The sequence below is a fragment of the Cytophagales bacterium genome (genome assembly GCA_033344775.1).
In the GTDB taxonomy this organism is placed as follows: domain Bacteria; phylum Bacteroidota; class Bacteroidia; order Cytophagales; family Cyclobacteriaceae; genus JAWPMT01.
This window is the reverse complement of record JAWPMT010000006.1, coordinates 485156-504417: the sequence shown is the minus strand read 5'-3', so window position 1 is coordinate 504417 and position 19262 is coordinate 485156. Positions and strand designations below refer to the sequence as shown.

Here is a 19262-nt window from a genome sequence, read left to right as displayed (position 1 = left end):
CACAAGCATTGCTATTCGACAGCATTTTAGGGGAAACAAACTTAACAGCTAGTTTACAGATATCAGCTTGGGCGTAAAAGCCGACAAGAAAACAACAATAAATATCAATTTTTAATGATGATGAAAACAACAATTACACTGGCTGTCATTGCCATGATCGGCATGAGCTTTCAAGCTCATGCCCAAGGTTCTTCTTCCGTTTATTCAACTGAGAACGGAAAGACTGACTTTAGACTGACCACTAATATGATAGACGCGGATAATGCGTATCTGTATAATTACAGTGAAAACGCTCAAACTTTTCATACTGTAAATATTGGAGGTAGTCACTCTTTGTCAAGCGGTCTAACAGTTTTGGGCAATGGATATGTTGGCATTGGAATTGCCAGCCCAAATCATGCGCTACACGTAGCAGGGAGCATGGAACTGGCACACGGAACATTTTTCTCCGAAGCAAATGCGTTTGTATTCAGGACCAATGGTGGTTCCTGGAGTCCCGTAAATTCCAAAGGAATAAACACTGGAGATTGGACCAATACGGCAAGCTATGGCGAATTTATCACTGGGTCTGATTACAATTTAAATTTCAAGATCCAGGGAGTTTCACGAATGTTTATTCACAAGAGCACCGGATATGTTGGTATTGGAACAACAAACCCTAATCATCTGCTACATGTGGCCGGTAGCATGGAACTGGCACATGGAACATTTTTCTCAGAAGCAAATGCGTTTGTGTTCAGAACTAATGGTGGTTCCTGGAGTCCTTTGAATTCCAGAGGTATTAATACGGGAGATTGGAGCAATACGGCAAGCTATGGAGAGTTCATCACTGGTTCCGATTACAATATGAACTTCAAAATCCAGGGAGTTTCACGCCTATTTATTCACAAAAGCACTGGAGATATTGGCATTGGAACCACCTCTCCAGGAGCGAAATTGCACGTCGTAAATCAAGCACAAGATTCAAATGGCAACACCTTAATATTAGGGCCAGGAGGTGGTGCCCAACTCAGGCTAGGTTATGGTACAAATTATTCCTGGATTCAAGCGCACGGGGGTAAGCCATTGCGTATTAATGAGCTTGGCAACAATACCATCGTTAATTTATCCGGAGGTCTTGTTGGAATAGGCACATCAGCGCCAACTCAGAAACTATCGGTAAATGGTAAGATCAATGCGGAAGAAATCATTTTGGAAGATGTTGCTGGGGCAGATTTCGTATTCGAAGAAGACTATGACTTGCGTTCATTAGAGGAAACAGAGCAATTCATCCAGGCCAACAAGCATTTGCCAGAAATCCCGTCCGCCGCGGAAATGGCCGAAGAAGGACTGGAAATCAAAGAGATGAATATCCTGCTCTTGCAGAAGGTGGAAGAATTGACGTTGCACTTGATTGAGCAGAACAAGCAAAACCAATCTCAGCAGGGAAGAATCACTCATCTTGAAAAAGAAATTGAGGCGCTTAAAAACAAATAACCCTAAAGGCATTAAAAGGCGCATACGTTCTCAGTGAGAAATTCGGATTGTAGCACAATTGCTAAATTGCAGGTCTTGAATCAGGTAAAGAAACACGTTACATCAAGGACGTGAATTCAAACTGCTAACGGATCATAAACGCTAAGACATGAAAAAATTAACGATCATCATTACTATTCTGGTCTCTTCATTCACTGTGTTTGGCCAATGGGATGGACCGAACGCTGGAAACATGTACTATAATGGCGGAAATGTAGGCATTGGAACCTCTTCTCCAAGTGGTAGTATTTCCTCTAATCAAACAGGATTACATATCCTCGATGATAATGTTTCCTTTTTATCCCTTCAAAGCACTGCAGGAGTAGGTAAAAAGTATACCTTGTATTCTTCCGCTGCAGGCAGTTTAGTCTTTCAGGACGCTTCCAGTTCCGTGGCTCGAGGCTTAATCGACGTTAATGGTAACTGGGGGATTGGGGTAACCGACCCATCTGCTAAGCTGTCGGTAGATGGCTTTGTCAAAGTACAGGGGGCTGATGGTCGATTGATGTTAGAGAATGCTAGTGCAAATAGTTCAATATATCTCAAAAATAGCGGCACTTCCACTCAACGAAAGTTTGAAATAATGTATGGTCCGACAAGCAAATTTGTCATGGACAACAATGGAAATGTAGGCATCGGTACTACTTCTCCGAGTGGTAGTATTTCCTCGAATCAAACAGGACTGCATGTCATGAATGATAATGTTTCCTATCTATCACTTGAAAGCACTGCAGGAGTAGGCAAAAAGTATACGTTGTTTTCTTCCGCTGCAGGCAGTTTAGTCTTTCAGGATGCTTCCAGTTCCGAGGCTCGAGGCTTAATTGATGTTAATGGTAACTGGGGGATTGGAGTAGCCGACCCACAAGCAAAACTATCCGTGGATGGTTTTGTCAAAGTACAAGGAGCTGATGGAAGAATGATGTTAGAGAATGCTAGTGCCAATAGTTCGATCTACCTTAAAAACAGTGGCGCTTCTAGTCAGAGAAAATTCGAAATTCTATATGGCACCACAAGCAAGTTCGTCATGGACAACAACGGGAATGTTGGCATTGGAACCACTGCCCCTAGTGGCAGTATTTCCTCGAACCAAACAGGACTACATGTCATGAATGATAATGTTTCCTATTTATCCCTTGAAAGCACCGCAAGTGTAGGAAAAAAGTATACGTTATATTCTTCTGCTTCAGGTAGTTTAGTCTTTCAGGACGCGTCTAATGCAAAAACCCGGGGTATTATAGACATTGATGGAAACTGGGGTATCGGAGTAACTAACCCAGATACCAAACTTGTAGTAGATGGTACGATCACGTCGGAAGAAATCATTCTGAAAGATGTTGACGGGGCAGATTTCGTATTCGAAGAAGACTATGACCTGCGATCCTTAGAGGAAACAGAAAAATTCATCCAAGCCAACAAGCACTTACCTGAAATCCCATCCGCTGCCGAAATGGCCGAAGAAGGACTGGAAATCAAGGAGATGAATATCCTGCTCTTGCAGAAGGTGGAAGAATTGACGTTGCACTTGATTGAGCAGAACAAGCAAAACCAATCTCAGCAAGCTGAAATCGAGGTGTTAAAGGCCAAGATTGATCAACTGGAAAAGAAATAAAGTTCTGTACAAAAACCATGAAATTTCTACTCAAACTCAAGCATTGGCAACTTTTCGGTATGACCTGGGGAATTCCTCTGTTGATCAACATTTTTACTTTTTCTAACCCTGTCTTGATCATTCAAACCTTTCCTCTAGTAATGGTTTTTTTCATTTTTGGGACATTCGGCTGGATTTGGGCCATTTCCACCCATCTCAATGCTAAACTTCCGGAAGGAGTATCACTGAACGCCACGAGATTTAAGATCCTTTTTGTTATTCCGCTTCTCTACCTGGTAGCTATTATGGCATGGATGGGACTGTCATTTTGGGAAGATAGCAACGAACAACAAAACGTAAACCCTGGTACGCTTACAGCGATAATAATTCCACTGCATTTGCTCTCCATGGTAATTATCTTTTGGGGTGTCCGGTTTGCGGCCAAAACCATGAGATCCATTGAACTCGGACGAATGGCAAGATTCGGAGACTATGTGGGTGAGTTCTTTTTGATCTGGTTTTCCATCATTGGATACTGGATACTTCAGCCTAGATTGAACGAGCTAATGAAAGATTAGCGCTGAAAACCAAACGATTCTACCTACCATGTGCAGATACGGGTTCCATCATTATAAAACACATTACGTCTGTTTCGACTGTCGCAAAAGCTTCAAGCACGATAAGAATAAGGCGGGTGAACACCACCCTTGTCCTCAATGCTCAAAGCCTATGGCTAACATGGGGATGGATTTCCGAGCGCCAAAAACCTCAAAGAAAAAAGAGTGGGAAATCGTCAGAGGGATGTACAAGGTCGGCCATCGTTTTCAAACATGTGGTTGTTTGGGCCCTGGTTTGATTCCCAAGGATTCCGAATCGTATTATCATTATCTGAATGAAATCCGTATCGAATATAAAACCCGGCTTGAAGAAAGATCTACAGTACAATCACCGGAGGAGCTGAGTGAATACATCGCTTATTGGGATGAAAGACTAAATCGGATTGAAAATGAACTCTCCTTAGCAATCAATTAATATGATTACCTTATCATGTTAAGAGTTCGATTACTCCTGTTGCTAATTATAAGTCCCTGTTGTTTGATTTTCTCGCAAGACCTTGAGCTAATTGGATTGCTAGATGGGCAACTCGTGACCATAGATAGTCTGACAGGTCAAGCTACTGTTTATCGAACTCCAAGCGGGCCTGCAAACCTGGCTGATCTCACGTATCATGAGTCCAACGATGCATTTTATAGTTTAAGAAATACATCCAACGAACCTTCTTTAATTCGTATATCTGTTGATGGGGAATTTGAAGAAATTGGCAGCCTTACAATTAATGGTAATCAGATTCCTTTGGCTGAAGCCCTGGCATATTATCCGGAACAAGAAAAACTATATGCTGCAGTTAGTTTGAACGGCGGCACATCGGATAATGACTTCTATTCGGAATCCATCGTAGAGGTTGACACAAATACAGGCGAGTGTATTTTCATTACGGAAATCTCAACAAATCAAACCAATCCTGACATAGATGTCATGACCTTTAGTGGGGATGATCTATATCTCGCAGATGGAGCACCTCCGTCAGCCAATTTTTTATCCATATATCGATTAAACTTTCAGAGCGTTGGTGTGCTTTCCAATCCGGTTGTAACATATGAAAGTTCCTACTTACCTATTCGAGACTTTACGGTTATTGGGTCAAGTATTTATTTTACCGAAGAAAGAAAGCTTTATAAATACTCCACAATTAGTAACACCATCCAATTAATCGGAACCACACATAGCCAGAGTGATTTTAGTGGGGAAATCATCCAGGGGATAAGTAAGTTTGAAAGCTGCTTTTTACCTTTTCTAGACCTTGGAGAAGACCAGGTTGTTTGTGACCGACAATCACTTCTATTGGATGCAACAAATTCAAATGCTACCTATACGTGGCAAGATGGTTCTTCAGCTTCAACTTTTTTAGTCACCTCCTCCGGCACTTACTCTGTCAGAGTGGATAACGCTTGTGGTTTGACAGTGGACACAGTAAAAGTTGATTTTCTAGATACTCCAATTGTGGATCTGGGAGAGGATCAGACACTTTGTGACACCAATACTGTGGAATTAGAATTGACAGCTGTACCAGGAACCTATACGTGGCAAGATGGGTCTGAAAGTCCACGCTATGAAGTTTCACAGCCCGGAAATTACTGGGTATTGGTAGAAAACGCATGTGGATCAGACTCAGATACAGTAAGAATTGATTATTTGGATACCCCAACATTGAATTTAGGAGAGGACCAGACGCTATGCAATGGCAGCTCTTTAGTATTAGATGTGTCATCTGTACAAGGAAATTATAGGTGGATAGATGGGTCCGATGACTTCTTATTTGAGGTCACACAATCTGGAACATACTGGCTCGAAGTAGAAAACTTCTGCGGAACAGCGAAAGACTCGATAGAAATTGTCTATGATGATTTATTGGTGTCAAGTATTCCCAATGTATTTACACCGAATGGAGACGGTGTTAATGATTACTTTTTCATCGATTCAAGGCTTATGAACACATCACTGCAAGTATTTCAAAGAACCGGGCATAAAGTTTATGAGTCTACGAACTATCAAAATGACTGGGATGGCAGTAATCTCCCCTCAGGTACATACTACTGGTCTTTATCCAATACCTGTGGTCATTACAAAGGTTCGGTGACTATCCTTTACTAGAAATCACTCACTCTACTCGACATGTTCCGGTGGGCACGTCGAGGTTAGATAAAGTGAGATGTTTCATCTCTCAAATCATATAATTAATCAACGAAAGATTCCTGCTTTGGATAAAATGCTTTATGCTTGGTATAGTCATTTCAACCTGTCTTTAAACGTCAATTTTTACGGATGAAACAACTTTTTTTGATTGCTTTATTACTGTGTTCTGTTCGATCCTCAGGACAAATTCAGTTATTCGAATTCCGAGGAGAGAAGAATACTGTTTGGCAGTATTGGGATGCTATTAAAACGGATTATCAAAGGCAGCAAACCATCCCTAAGATCATAGATAAAATAGAAATCCCATTTGATTACGTAAGAGAAAATGTAAAGAAGGGGGAACAACTCGATAGCTTTCATCTGATTGACATCAATGCCGACGGCCTGAATGATGTGATTTTCGAAGGGTTCGATGGTGGAAATGAAGAATCATTGGTATTCTACATTAACACAGGAGATACCTACCAAAAATCACGGGTAATCAAGGGGAGAATTCAAAGAATAGAAAGATCCAGTAACAATAGCTTGCTATCATTTACTATTCACGATTATCACTGTTGTGCCACATTTGTAGATCATATCTTGACGCTAGATATTGTGAGAAAGGAGTCGAAGTATGAATTCATTTTACACAATGATTTTGCCTATATGTATGATACCGAACAACCCGATCATTTCATCTCAAAAACTCCCTTTGTTACCATCAATGCCGAATACAAATTGAGGGCTCAACCCATCATCGACAATAACTACGACAACCTTCCCGAGGAGGAAATCATCGATGGGAACACCGTCGCCATCTATCCAAAAGGGTCCAGAGGATATGCGATCGCTAAACATACAGATGAAACTGAAAGAATTTGGTGGTTTGTGGTAATGGAAAACAACCTGAAACCACTAAAGTCGAACCTCTATACCGGAAACAATGAATTGAGCTTTAGAAGCCTTGGATGGATGAGCAGTAGGTATGTTAAGAAATTGAATTGAATTCTTGCAATTAAAACTGTCTTTGTAATAAAGCCACGACCACTGCAACTAACAAGGGGAAATATTTTTTATTGAGTCAAATTTTTTCTCCTCAATACCCCTCTATGTTTAAAAAAAGACTGAAGCAACGACAAGCGATACTTGAACGTCAACAAAACATTAAAGACGAGGATTTTGATTTTGAAAGTATCTCTCTTTTCTTCTCACATGAAGATCATCAGGATGCTCATCAAATCATCGATGAACGAACGCTGCATGACCTTGATTTTGAGGAATTATTCATCTCTCTGGATCGAACGACTTCCTGCATTGGTCAACAATACCTGTATGCCAAACTCAGGGTGCTTCCTCGGGATCACAGCAATTCCCAAATAGTTGAACAGCACATCGAATTCCTCAATGATCACCCAGAAGAATGGAAAGAAGCCATCATTGATTTAAATGCGCTCAACGATCGTGGTGCCTATTTCATCCAAAGGCTATTTTTCGGAGATCAGCTCCCAAAACCAAAATGGTTCTGGCTGATCCCTACTATGTCTGTTGCTGTCGTCATTGCCCTATTGGTTTCCATCTTTTACAGTCAGGCGATCATTTTTGCCTTATTGTTGATCAGCATCAACACGATCATTCACCTGTGGAATAAGAATAACATCATGGGTTATTCAAATACCATTCCACAGTTACTTCAGTTGCACAAAGTGGCGGCTACTCTAAACGAGAAGGGATTGTTCTTCGGATCTAAAGAAAAAGTGGGTTCCGCCATTCGGGCACTCAATAAGATCTGGCGGGCATCCATCTTCTTCAAGTGGGAATCCAAGGCTTTGGGTGAGATCGCACAAACCTTAGAATATGTCCTGGACCTTGTAAAAGGTGCCTTACTCATTGAGCCATTGGTCCTCTTCAGACTACTCCGGCAGATCGAGTCCAACAAATCAGACATTAAGGTGCTTTACGAAGCAATAGGCCAACTGGACATGGCGATCTCTGTCTCCTCCTGGCGCGAGTCTCTTCCTTATTATTGCATCCCTGAATTCTCCAATTCACCCACAAAAACCTGGGATTCAGAAAAACTGTATCACCCATTGATTCACCAGGCAGTTGACAATGACTTGAAATTATCGGACCAAAAATCTATCCTTTTGACAGGCTCCAATATGTCTGGCAAATCAACGTTCATCAGAACCATTGGAATCAATGCTTTGCTTGCTCAAACACTTAATACAGCCTGTGCAAGCACTTTGTACTTATCCCCTTTCAAAATTTATTCCGCCATTCGAATTTCGGATGACTTGTTTGAACACACGAGTTACTATTACCAGGAAGTAAAAACCATCAAGAAATTTGCCGACGAAAGTCAACTGGAACAACACAACCTGTTCCTTCTGGATGAAATTTTTAAGGGCACAAACACAGTGGAACGGATTGCCTCGGGAAAAGCGGTCCTTACCTACCTTGATGATGCCATCAATCTGGTCTTTTGCTCCACACACGACCTGGAACTGATTGATTATTTACAAGAAAATTATGCCTTCTACCACTTTGAAGAAAAAATTGTCAATGACCAGCTCACGTTCGATTACCTGTTGAAAAAAGGCAGCCTAAACCATACCAACGCCATTCGCATACTGGAAATCAATGATTTTCCGAATCAGATTACCGAAGAAGCAAAGGGCCTTGCTGATGAATTGTTAACAATGAAAAGGAGAAAAGCTTGATGCGATTAAATTCTGCCGTCTTCAGTAGCTATACCAAAAAAGTGGTTAAATCTCCGTATCTTTCGTATCAACTAAAGAAAACAACAAGATGAAAGGCTTTATTGCAATTACTTTATTCGTACTATTATCCAGTTATCATTTCGTTGATGATGCGGACAACTCTACCGTTTCAAGTACTATTTTCAGAGTCGCTATTGATCATGGCCTGGGCGGACAAGATGAGGGCATGAGTTTCAATGGTGCCATGGAGAAAGCAATCACCGACGCCATCGCGAAACAAATCCCTCAGTTTGATCTGGGCGTCTCATCTGTCCACCTTTTAGGGACTAATGATTCCTATGAAACCTACAAAGAACGAATCAAGGATTCCAGGCACCTGGATCTGTATATATCTATTCATACGAACTACAACAAGGCGCTGAGATCAGGCCCTTCTGTTTTCTATTCTGGGAAGAATGATCACTCGGAATCTTCGCAAGCGTATGGCAAATTCTTTGCGAGTCATTTAAGTGATCAATCGGGAATTTCCCAAAAAGCTGAATCTGAATTATACGTACTGGACCGCCTTCAATGTCCGGCCATTCACATCGATGCAGGCAACCTGGGAACCATCGATGATTTCTACCACCTCACAAGCGAAGACGGGCAAAAGGAAATCGCCCAGAAGATAGCAAAGGCGATCCATGCGTTGGCCGACCTGAAGCAGGATAATGTTCGGATCATGAAAGCAAAGACCCTTAAGCCAAAAATTGATGCCCTGTTCATCAAGGATACGAATCAGGGCAAACAATAGCTCAACCAACAGCGATCCTGTTAGATGTTACAATCGCTGGCAATTTTCACAGCCAGCCATTAATTTTAGAATAAACTAAACGGGTCATCTTATAAGGCCCGGTATATGATTGTAATCCTGAAAATGGATCACTTAATTTTTTGATCGACCTATGACTACCACACCTGAACACGACGAGCGAATCGCCAACATGAAATTTTCCTCAGTATATCCACACTACGTAACGAAAGTTGAGAAAAAAGGCAGGACCAAAGAAGAGTTGCATCAGGTAATTGAGTGGTTAACCGGGTTTAATGATCAAAAACTCCAGGAACTCATTGACCAGCAAGTGACTTTTAAGACCTTTTTTGAAGAGGCCAATGTCCCTCCGGGTGCCGAACAGATCAAAGGAGTGATTTGTGGCTATCGTATCGAGGAAATAGAAACGCCGCTGACCAAAAAATGCAGGTACCTCGATAAGGTGGTGGATGAGTTAGCAAAAGGTAAAAAAATGGAAAAGATCTTGCGTGAGGGATAGGACAAGAAATTCTAAACTATATCTAAATACCAGATAATCTCGCTATGGTAAAAAACCTTTGGGCTGAATCCATCATCTCAGGCTTCACTGTAACAATTGGTCTTTTTTTCTGTGTGCTCGTGATTTTTGAAGTAACTGATCTTTGTTTTCTAATTCAGGTTAAAGACTATTTAACATACATTTCAATAGCTCTGGTAGCCCTTTCATATGTCCTAGGCATTACTACTATGAGAATAACTCAAATAATTTTTATTCTCTCATTAAACTCACAAAAGGTTCGGCTAAACAGGGTACTGGATTTAAACAAAGCACAAAAATGCCAAGAATTTGGAATGAAGGCAATGAAAGACTCCTTCGTGAGATAGATATCCAATACAGCTTTTTCACACTTTTTAGAGTGCTTTCCGCAGGTTTTTTCATCAATGCAATTTTTGTTACGTGGTGGTTAGAATTGGCAGGTTTTGAGCAGTGGTCTTTAAAAATTTTCGTGACCCTTGCCACTTTATTTTTGATCTTTCTTGGACTCACAGTTTACCAAAAAAGAGTATGGGATAGACTAAAGATAAAGGCATTCAAAGTAGTTTCTGGATGGTATACGTCTCGATAGTCCGTTTTTAAATTTTAAAAGGACATCCATTAATTGAAGACCCTTGATAGGGTTTAGGTCCACGGTATTTTTTCTTCACGTATTGTAACTATTTACAAAACAGCCGGTATTTCCTTCAGTCAAGCAACCTATGGCACTGCTAGCAGTCCATAGGGAGCCCAAAGGTCAAACTCAAATCAAATGTTGCGCAACTTTTTTCTAGTCACAGTCCGCAATCTGCGGCGAAACAGTCTGTATTCCATCATCAACATCGCCGGACTCTCGATAGGTATAGTTTGTAGCGTGTTGATCATGCTTTGGGTCGAAGATGAAACGACCTATGATCAATTCCTCCCCAAGTTTGATCGAATTCATCAGGTTTGGGTCAACGCTGAATTCGATGACAAAATCAATTCCTGGCGTTCTGTTCCCCTTCCTACCTATCGTGCATTAAAAACTGCCGATAATCGGATCAAAAATACTTGTGTCGCCGGATGGGGAAGTACGAGGTTACTCACGGTTGGGGATAAGCGGCTGATCAAAGAAGGCTATTACGTCAGTGACGAGTTTCTGACGATGTTTGAATATACCTTGAAACAAGGAACAGCCGATCAGGTTTTGAAAGAACCCAATTCCATTGTTATTACTGAAACCCTGGCCCAAACTTTATTCCCGGATGAAGATCCAATGGGGAAAATCATCAAAATGGAGGATCAGCACCTCATGCAGGTCACAGGAATTCTGGATGACTTGCCCAATAATTCAACTTTTCAATTTGAATACCTGACACCATGGAAGCATCGCGAGCAGGTCAATGATTGGGTTCGACGCAATACCACCAATTGGGGTAATTATTCCTTTCAAGTGTTCGTAGAACTCTATGAGGCGTCGCAATATCAGGAGGCATCCGCTGCCATTGGTCCTTTATTGACTGAAAATGGACAGGATGACCTGCCTCGTACGCTATTCCTCCATCCGATGGAAAAATGGAGGTTGTTCTCCAATTTTGAGCATGGTGAAGCAACTGGAGGCAGAAGTGATTTTGTCCAGCTATTCAGCATCATTGCCACCTTCATACTCATCATTGCCTGTATTAACTTCATGAACCTGGCTACCGCTCGCTCGGAAAAAAGAGCCCGTGAAGTTGGCATAAGAAAAAGTCTTGGATCAAAAAGGACACAACTCATTTCTCAATTTCTGGGAGAATCCATGTTCATCGCTACCCTGGCTTTTGTCATTGCAATTATACTGTGCGAGCTGGCGTTGCCTTTCTACAATGATCTGGTCGAAAAACAATTATTTATCAACTATCAATCAGCGCAGTTTTGGCTACTTTCTGTTGGCTTGATCTGCCTGACAGGACTCGTCTCCGGAAGCTACCCGGCCTTGTTCCTCTCTTCTTTCAACACCGTACGTACATTAAAAGGCAGCGTCAAATTAGGTAAGGGAGCCTCCACACCCAGAAAAGTGCTGGTGATCATTCAGTTTTCTGTTTCCATGTTGCTCATGATCGGCACGGTGATCATTTTTCGTCAGATCAACCTGGTAGAAAACCGGGAACTGGGGTATGATCAACAAAACCTGATCCAGGTTGAATACACAGAAGAACTGGGCCAACATTACAATACGTTGAAAGAAGAATTGCTACAATCCGGTTTGGCTGAGGCTGTGACCCGGTCCAATAGCCCCATTACGGGGATCTACTCCAATAACTTTTTGGGTTGGCCTGGCAAACCTGAATCTCATCGGGTGTTGTTTGTCACCATCTCGGCGGGTTATGATTACACGGAAACCATGGGCATCGACCTGCTGATGGGAAGAGACTTTGACCGTACCTATGCCCTGGACTCTCAGGCCATCATTGTGAATAAAGCGGCACTGGACATCATGCAACTGGAAGACCCCATTGGCACCAACCTGGACCTCTGGGGAGATAAAGTGAAACTGATCGGTGTGGTAGACAATGTACTGATGGGATCACCATACGAGCCTGTTCGGCCGATGTTCATGTTCATGGATCCGGACTGGATCAGCTACATTACCGTAAGGTTGAAAAAGTCTGATGATCTGCCGGAAACCCTGGCGCAAGTGGGGGCAATTTTCGACCAGTACAACCCTGCGTATCCTTTTGAATATGAATTTGCAGATCAGGAATTTCAGGAAAAGTTCTCAACCATTCAACTGACCAAAAGCCTAGCTACGCTCTTTTCATTACTGGCGTTGTTCATTACAGGCTTAGGGTTATTCGGACTGGCTTCGTACACGGCTGAGCAACGGATCAAAGAAATTGGCATCAGAAAAGTACTGGGTGCCTCCGTTTCGGGTCTGATCACCCTCTTGTCCAGGGACTTCTCGAAGCTGGTGCTGATCTCCTTTGCAGTAGCCGCGCCATTGAGTTGGTGGCTCATGGACGCCTATCTGGATCGATATGCTGTACGGGTGCCCGTCGAGTGGTGGATCTTTCCAATCGCCGGTGGTGTTGCACTACTTTTTGCACTAATGATAGTTTCAAACCACGCCAGAAAGGCCGCCTTGACCAATCCCGTCAAGTCTTTGAGGAATGAGTGAATTCAAAAAAAAGGAACGTCTTTCCGGTTTCTGAAGCGTAGCAAAAGAATACCGCCAGGCGGCCCTGCGGAATCTCAACCAATGGAGCAGAAATTGTCAACTGCTCTGATTATTGAGATTCCGGTACATCAATGAAATCCGGGAAAAACGCATGATTGTCAAGTGATGACCGGAATGACGATTTTCTAAATTAATTTCTTGATACTGGTTTATCTAGGCATGGAATCGAAGAGAAGATCACTTCATCGGCTCCACATCCTTCCAGCTGTCGCCACGTTTGATGGCAAAAAGGGTCGTGATGTTGATCCCGAATCGTTTGGCAATGATCTTATAGCGCGTCTTTCGATTCGGATCGTGAATGATCTTTTTAAGCATGGCTACTTTAGCTGGCGTCAGCTTTGTGTTAGGCTTGAAGTCCGGTCGGTAATCGTAAACACTTTTTCGCTCTCGCATGTAGTCAGCATACTCTTCTTTGCTTACCCATACCAGATTGCTGGCATGGCAGTTCGTGCGATTACGGTCCCTGAAGATCAGCTTCTTGTATTCATTTGGATTGGGCACGAAAAGGTCGGCAACAATCTTATGGATATAAATGAGCGTATTCTTTCCGTCTTTCTTTTTGGTGGGAATGGCGTGGTACCCAGCATTTTTATATCCGGAAAGTAAAATGGGATTGTCAGGGTCGTTGGCCGGATAAGACCATACCCTTCCAAAGTTCGAGACTTTAAATTTAGACCTGAGGTCTTCTCTGGTAAATTCTTTCCAGAGTTCCTCGACGGATTGTTCTTTTAAATTTTCCAAGTGTTAGCGGTAGTTAGTGGTGGGCGATGTTATTGTCGTTTTGGCGGAACGACAGTAATCATTAATAGTTTTATAGTTTATAATTCTCTAATCCAAATATTTCTAAAACGTACGGGATCACCATGATCTTGTAGGATCAAGGGCAATTTCTCGGGGTGGGGTACATAGTAGGGTGTTCCTATGTAACATGTAGGCCCCAATAATTCAACATTATTCTGAGTCAGAATACCATTGTGAAAGACTGTAATACGGGCTGGTGTAACCAGCGTTCCTTTATCAGAAAATCGTGGCGCAGTAAAAATGATGTCATAAACCTGCCATTCGCCAGGAGGACGTGAAGCATTCACTAAGGGTATATGCTGCTTATACACTGAAGATGCCTGGCCATTGGAATATGTCGGGTTGTCGTAAGAGTTCAGGATCTGAACTTCATACATGCCCATGAAGAATACTCCACTGTTACTGTACAACTGGCTTGATTTTCCTTCATCAACTGGGGCATTCCATTCCAGATGCAATTGTACATCACCAAAATGTTTCTTTGTTGCGATGGCTCCGCTCCCCGGCTTGACCACCATTTCTCCTTTTTCCACTACCCATTCGATGGCATCCATCTGATAACTATCCTTCAAACCACGGATGATCGGATCCATTTCTCGCATACTCGCTACGATCTGGATGGGATTCTTTTGCCATTCTGAGGTTCCTGACCCGTCAAACAACACCATCCCGTCCGAGGGAGATTTGTGGTTCGGGGAAGGGGTAACAACAGGTACTTCTTTGTACAGTTCTGTCGATTCAGGTGAGGTCTTATCAATTTGATAAGTAGGCGCAGTTTTGTTTTGGGCCGAAGCTGCCAATATGGTTATCACCAATAGTGACGTAAAGAAAAGTTTCATCTTTAAAGGGTTGTTGCGTCTATGGTATTCTCGTATCCCAAAGGAAAAACTGGAATAATCGGAACTAGTTGCTAATAAAACTAAATTTTGCGAGATAGTAATAAAAAAGGCGGCGTTCAAGCCCTATTTAGAAGCGTTCTGGGAGGTATAACCATCCAAAATTCTGATTTTACGGGCTACTGTACCTTTTTCCATGATCCGAATGAACCAAACCACGCTCCGAAGAAAAAAGCCAGGGTTATAGATAAGCCTGCCGAATTTATCCACTTTCCTGTCTTTCTGATTAATATACTGTTGTAGTTCGTTACCAGACAGGTCTGCAGCTTCTTTGGCAACTCGCCAGGCACCATCTCGGGCAATTCCCATGCTGAAAGCCGCCAGCGCTTCATCCGATTTGCCCGCCAAACGATCCAGATACTTCAGCATTGGCCAGATACGGGCCAATTCATCCTGAACACCATTGACCAGGACCGAAAGGATTTCATTGATCTTCATGAAGTCTCCTTCCAATGCCTTGATTTGCTCACCTGGGGCTATTTGTGCTGAAGCGATTCCCAGGTCCAGATTGATATGCGCATTCATCCCTAGAAAAAGATGTTGCAGGACGATCAGCTTCCGGCTTCTAGTTGCTTCAAAGGCTAATTCCCAACACTTCGAACAAGGCTTCCCTGCCTGATAAGCATAATAAGCTTCCAGATAGCGATTGGCGAAAACTACATCTAGTCGCTCCATCCGTTCATTATCATCAAAGTATTTGTCTGCTATACCTTGCTTTACTCTTTCGGTCACTTTTTGGTAGAGTGCTGCGAAATACCCTATTGGACTCATCTGGTCTTCACTTTCATTGATAATCTCCTGAAGCTTTTCAATTACTTGTTCTATGCTGTTAGCTAACATGGACTGGGTATTTTCCGAGGAAGATAAAAAATTGTAGCTAACAATACCGCAGTTTCTGTCAACCTTCTTGTGCGTTGTACCGTCTGTGAGTGCAGCCGGCAGTATAAATTTGCTGCTACCGAACGATTTCATGGAAGCTAAAATTGACAATTTCTCTTCGTGGGTACATCAATCAGATGCCACAATACTCAAAACCGATATTGAAGCCCTTGTCGCAACATCAGGATTTACCATCCTGAATTTCATGGAGCATCATTTCGAGCCCCAGGGATACACGGCCATGTGGTTACTGGCGGAAAGCCATTGTGCCTTGCATACTTTTCCGGAAGAAAACAAAGCCTACATCGAGATCAGCAGCTGCAATACAGATCTGTTTGTCAATTTTGTGACCGCCTTTAATCATTACCAGAAAAAAGTGAATGCTGAAATCCTTGGCGCGAATTCATGACCGTCGGTAAAACACTGTTGGCTGTCGGGATCCTGAATTTGATCGTTTGGGCGTTGAAAGTCAACAATCATTTTTTCGATTATCACTTAGCTGATGAAGTGGGCTTATTGATCAGCATGGGCATTCCCTGGCTCATCAGCCGAAAATTTCAAGGAACGAATCGATTCCCATTCTGGCTGACTGTGTTGAGTTTACTACTAAGTACATTGACCTTACATCCCATTCTTTCATTTGCGCTGCAACACACCGATTACGCCTGGGTCATTCCTAACATACTTTTTGTAACAACGGGTATCTTACTAGGCAACACGCGTTTTGAACAAATGAAGTTCTCGCCATTATTTCTCGCGGGTGGTGTAGTTTGGTTCCTTCCTTTTCAGTTCATTCCTGACCAAAACCTGTATTTCGACCGATTGGTGGAGAGTACAGCCACACGCCACGGGAAAATTCACAAAGTGCAATGGAAAGGCGAGCAATGGGTACACTATAACGGCCGATTGTCTGCAGCAACGATCGATGCACATCTGTACTATGAACCGTTAGTTCATCCGGCCATGAGCCTAATGGGCATCAATCAAAACGTACTGTTGATCGGAGGGGACAATAGCCTTGCGTTGCAAGAAGTTACAAAATACAGCCCTCGTCATATCGATGTGATACCGCTGGACATTGGTTTTTTCAAAAAAAGCACTGATAAGGACGTATCGGTGATCTCAGAAGAGCCCTTTGTTTGGTTGAATCAGACCACTCAACTGTATGATGTAATCATCGTGGACATGCCTGATCCTATTGACATTACCACAAATCAATACTATACCCTGGAATTTTATGAGTTGTGCCGTGCACATTTACAAGACAATGGCCTGATCGTTACGCAAGCTTCCAGTCCATATTTCCACCCCAACACACACTATTCCATCAAAGCTACCCTGGAAGCTACTGGCCTTCAGACAGTCAATTATCATAACCAGGTGCCTACAATCGGGCAATGGGGCTGGATCATTGCATCGAAAGAGGATCGCGAGCTTCATCAAAAGCTTGAAAATACAGGAACGAATGTGACAACTCGCTGGTGGAATCGGGAAGCCATGCAAATGATGCTTAGCTTTGGTAAAAGTGGTTATTTTGATCAGGCAGATCCTGTCATCAATACGATCAAAACGCCCCTTTTTCTATCAAAGCCCTAGCATGCAGCGATCCAACTGGATATTTAACCGACGTTATGACCTGGTCTGGCTTTTTCTACCAGTTTGGGTAACCTGGATGGTCATGTTCGGACTTCCGACAGAATGGACCGCCATGGAAGTACCGTTATGGATTTGGGTCGTCTTTGTATTAGGCATAGATGTCAGTCATGTTTGGTCCACGCTTTTTCGGACCTACCTTGACAAGGAAGAATATCAACATCACCGTAAACTGCTGATCTTCGCACCGCTGCTAGCATTTGCAGGAGCAGTGGCCATTTCCAGTATTTCTATAAGTCTTTTTTGGCGGGTATTGGCCTATGTGGCCGTTTTCCATTTCATCAAGCAGCAATATGGCTTCATGCGCATCTACAAAGCCAAAGCCAGGGATTTCAAAAAGCAAAGGCTCTCCGACAACTTCGTGATCTATCTAAGCATGCTTTATCCGGTTTTTTTCTGGCACCTCAACCTGGATCGTCAGTTTTCCTGGTTCATCACCGGTGATTTTGTGCAATGGCAACCGGAATTCATCTCGACGCTAAATGTAATTGGCTCCTGGTTTTATTTCCTGATCATTGGAATCTGGTTGGTCCAGGAGACATATCGATCAAAAGAACAGCCATTCCCCACAGGAAAAGTGCTTTGGGTATTGACCACAGCCGGAAATTGGTACATCGGCATTGTCTATTTTAATTCCGACCTGGTATTTACCATCACCAATGTGGTGGCTCACGGAATCCCTTATATGGCCCTGATCCTGTTTTACCAGCAGCGAAAATTCCAGCTGAAGTCCATTCGCTTCGGAAAGTTCAAGTATGCCCTGATGGTCATCGGAGGGGTTTTGGTACTTGCACTCGGTGAAGAGTACTTCTGGGATCTGTTTGTCAACAAAGAGAATGGTGCCTTTTTCGCAAAGTTCTTGCCCTATTTCGAAGAGTTACCCGCTTTGCACTGGCAGGTACTGGCCACAGGATTGCTTTCTGTCCCACAAATCACCCACTACATCGTGGATGGGTTTATCTGGAAAAACAATGAGAAAAATCCGTATTTGAAGGAGGCGTTGTTGGAATAAAAGTGCCCTGTGACTCTCGAAGGGTACTTAATAGATACTACTAATAAAAGCAGTCGCTCGCGCACATTTGCAATCTGGGCGAAATGTTTTGGGCATTTGTAATGCCGAATGCTACCCCAAAGCAATCTCACCAATCAAATACAATTTCCCTTTGCCACTGATCTCTACGCGATCATTCAAATAAGTACATTGCAATTGACCCGTTCTATTCGAAAGCTGGATGGCGTTCATTTTGGTTTTATCCAGCGTTTTTGACCAATAGGGAGTAAGTGTAGTGTGCGCTGAACCCGTTACCGGGTCTTCAGGAACACCACATTGCGGGGCAAAAAACCGGGAGACAAAATCAACCGATTCTCCTGGCGCACTGATGATCGTGCCTCGGCCTCCTAAAGCTTCAATTTTCACCAAATCAGGAATTGCTTGTCGGATCTGTTGTTCGTTTTCGAAGATTAGAAGAAAGTCGGTCAAGCCTTTGAAGGCAGCTATTGGCTGTACGTTTAAACAGGACTGCATTAAATCTGAAATGGAGACTTCCTCGACCTTATCCGTAGGAAAATTCAAAGTCAGCAATTCTCCATTTCGAGTCACAGTCAGAGGCCCACTTCTGGGAGAGTGAAATTGGATGACATCCGAATCATGACCCTCATGATTAAACAACACAAAAGCAGCCGCCAGGGTCGCATGTCCACACAGGTCTACTTCTACCATTGGCGTAAACCAGCGCAATTCATAGTAATCGTCCCTTTTCACATAAAAGGCTGTCTCCGCGAGGTTATTCTCCATGCCGATCTTCTGCATGACCTCATCACTGAGCCATTCATTCAAAGGACAAACTGCTGCAGGGTTTCCGGTAAAAACCGATTCCGCAAATGCGTCTACTTGATATATTTTTTGTTTCATCTATTCATTATTATTTGGAGCTATAAGCTCCATAATAT

General features: G+C 42.8%; 18 protein-coding genes. 14 read left to right on the top strand and 4 right to left on the bottom strand.

From position 1 onward, the window contains the following. Positions 1-114 precede the first annotated feature (114 nt). From R8G66_31950 to R8G66_31900, 11 genes are all read left to right on the top strand, one after another. Complete coding sequence (locus tag R8G66_31950) at positions 115-1476, top strand: hypothetical protein (protein ID MDW3197035.1); 1362 nt, start codon at positions 115-117, stop codon at positions 1474-1476. A gap of 148 nt (positions 1477-1624) precedes the next feature. Beyond that, the gene (locus R8G66_31945) at positions 1625-3124 is read left to right on the top strand and encodes a hypothetical protein (GenBank protein MDW3197034.1); all 1500 of its coding nucleotides are present in this window, start codon (positions 1625-1627) and stop codon (positions 3122-3124) included. Between the two features lie 17 nt (positions 3125-3141). Further along, positions 3142-3681 (top strand): hypothetical protein, encoded by a 540-nt coding sequence (locus tag R8G66_31940; protein ID MDW3197033.1) that lies wholly within the window; start codon positions 3142-3144, stop codon positions 3679-3681. A gap of 151 nt (positions 3682-3832) precedes the next feature. After that, positions 3833-4135 (top strand): hypothetical protein, encoded by a 303-nt coding sequence (locus R8G66_31935; GenBank protein MDW3197032.1) that lies wholly within the window; start codon positions 3833-3835, stop codon positions 4133-4135. 63 nt (positions 4136-4198) lie between these two features. Continuing rightward, the gene (locus tag R8G66_31930) at positions 4199-5815 is read left to right on the top strand and encodes a gliding motility-associated C-terminal domain-containing protein (protein MDW3197031.1); all 1617 of its coding nucleotides are present in this window, start codon (positions 4199-4201) and stop codon (positions 5813-5815) included. Between the two features lie 171 nt (positions 5816-5986). Beyond that, positions 5987-6844 (top strand): hypothetical protein, encoded by an 858-nt coding sequence (locus tag R8G66_31925; protein MDW3197030.1) that lies wholly within the window; start codon positions 5987-5989, stop codon positions 6842-6844. Positions 6845-6948: 104 nt separating this feature from the next. Then, complete coding sequence (locus tag R8G66_31920; GenBank protein MDW3197029.1) at positions 6949-8559, top strand: DNA mismatch repair protein MutS; 1611 nt, start codon at positions 6949-6951, stop codon at positions 8557-8559. Positions 8560-8647: 88 nt separating this feature from the next. Beyond that, positions 8648-9352 carry an N-acetylmuramoyl-L-alanine amidase gene (locus R8G66_31915; protein ID MDW3197028.1) on the top strand — a complete coding sequence of 235 codons (705 nt, stop codon included), beginning with the start codon at positions 8648-8650 and terminating at the stop codon, positions 9350-9352. A 151-nt stretch (positions 9353-9503) separates the two neighbouring features. Next, complete coding sequence (locus R8G66_31910) at positions 9504-9869, top strand: DUF2200 domain-containing protein (protein ID MDW3197027.1); 366 nt, start codon at positions 9504-9506, stop codon at positions 9867-9869. Between the two features lie 316 nt (positions 9870-10185). Next, complete coding sequence (locus R8G66_31905; GenBank protein ID MDW3197026.1) at positions 10186-10476, top strand: hypothetical protein; 291 nt, start codon at positions 10186-10188, stop codon at positions 10474-10476. Between the two features lie 180 nt (positions 10477-10656). Then, complete coding sequence (locus R8G66_31900) at positions 10657-13023, top strand: ABC transporter permease (protein ID MDW3197025.1); 2367 nt, start codon at positions 10657-10659, stop codon at positions 13021-13023. Between the two features lie 237 nt (positions 13024-13260). Here the strand turns inward: R8G66_31900 and R8G66_31895 are convergent, their stop codons facing one another. The 3 genes from R8G66_31895 to R8G66_31885 all read right to left on the bottom strand — a co-directional run bounded on the left by R8G66_31895 (position 13261) and on the right by R8G66_31885 (position 15620). Beyond that, entirely contained in the window at positions 13261-13824 is a 564-nt protein-coding gene (locus tag R8G66_31895) for a hypothetical protein (protein MDW3197024.1), read from the bottom strand. A 77-nt stretch (positions 13825-13901) separates the two neighbouring features. Then, the gene (locus tag R8G66_31890; protein MDW3197023.1) at positions 13902-14723 is read right to left on the bottom strand and encodes a DUF1080 domain-containing protein; all 822 of its coding nucleotides are present in this window, start codon (positions 14721-14723) and stop codon (positions 13902-13904) included. 123 nt (positions 14724-14846) lie between these two features. After that, a complete protein-coding gene (locus R8G66_31885) occupies positions 14847-15620 on the bottom strand; it encodes a DUF5995 family protein (GenBank protein MDW3197022.1) in 774 nt (257 codons plus the stop codon). Positions 15621-15750: 130 nt separating this feature from the next. Here R8G66_31885 and R8G66_31880 point away from each other — a divergent pair, with 130 nt between their 5' ends. The 3 genes from R8G66_31880 to R8G66_31870 are packed head-to-tail and all read left to right on the top strand — an operon-like array spanning position 15751 to position 18324. Beyond that, positions 15751-16068: an S-adenosylmethionine decarboxylase gene (locus R8G66_31880; protein MDW3197021.1), complete on the top strand. Its 318-nt coding sequence runs from the start codon at positions 15751-15753 to the stop codon at positions 16066-16068. After that, positions 16065-17255, top strand: coding sequence for a hypothetical protein (locus R8G66_31875; GenBank protein ID MDW3197020.1), 1191 nt, complete (start codon positions 16065-16067; stop codon positions 17253-17255). Before R8G66_31880 ends, R8G66_31875 begins: the two co-directional genes overlap by 4 nt. 1 nt (position 17256) lies before the next feature. After that, the gene (locus R8G66_31870) at positions 17257-18324 is read left to right on the top strand and encodes a hypothetical protein (protein MDW3197019.1); all 1068 of its coding nucleotides are present in this window, start codon (positions 17257-17259) and stop codon (positions 18322-18324) included. A gap of 111 nt (positions 18325-18435) precedes the next feature. Here R8G66_31870 and R8G66_31865 read toward each other — a convergent pair whose 3' ends face one another. Further along, a complete protein-coding gene (locus R8G66_31865) occupies positions 18436-19224 on the bottom strand; it encodes a PhzF family phenazine biosynthesis protein (GenBank protein MDW3197018.1) in 789 nt (262 codons plus the stop codon). Positions 19225-19262 lie beyond the last annotated feature (38 nt).